The sequence below is a fragment of the Leucobacter musarum subsp. musarum genome (assembly GCF_001273845.1).
Classification (GTDB): Bacteria; Actinomycetota; Actinomycetes; order Actinomycetales; family Microbacteriaceae; genus Leucobacter; species Leucobacter musarum.
On record NZ_JHBW01000023.1, the window covers coordinates 1 to 293 of the forward strand.

Below are 293 nucleotides of genomic sequence, written 5' to 3' on the forward strand. Positions count from 1 at the left end.
CCTCGATCGAGCTGCGCCGCAGCACTCCGGCGATCATCGCCGCGTGATCGGTGCCGCGATGCTCGGCGGGCGCGACGACCGCGTCCGGCGGCTGCATCTCGAACAGCACCTGCAGATCCCGGTCGCGGTAGATCGGTGTGAGGAGGTTGACGGTCGCCCCGATCCCCCAGGCTGCATAGGTGACCGCGAGAGTCTCCCACCAGTTCGGGAGCTGGATCGAAACGAGGCTTCCGATCCCGATCCCTCGAGCGGAGAGCCTCTCCTGCCACCGGGCCGCTTCCACGGCCAGTCCG

Annotated in this window: 1 protein-coding gene; it reads right to left on the reverse strand. The window is 68.9% G+C overall.

The window, feature by feature from the left end:
* On the reverse strand, window positions 1-293 hold a 293-nt coding region (locus tag CH42_RS00075), incomplete at both ends, for an AMP-binding protein (protein ID WP_368730397.1).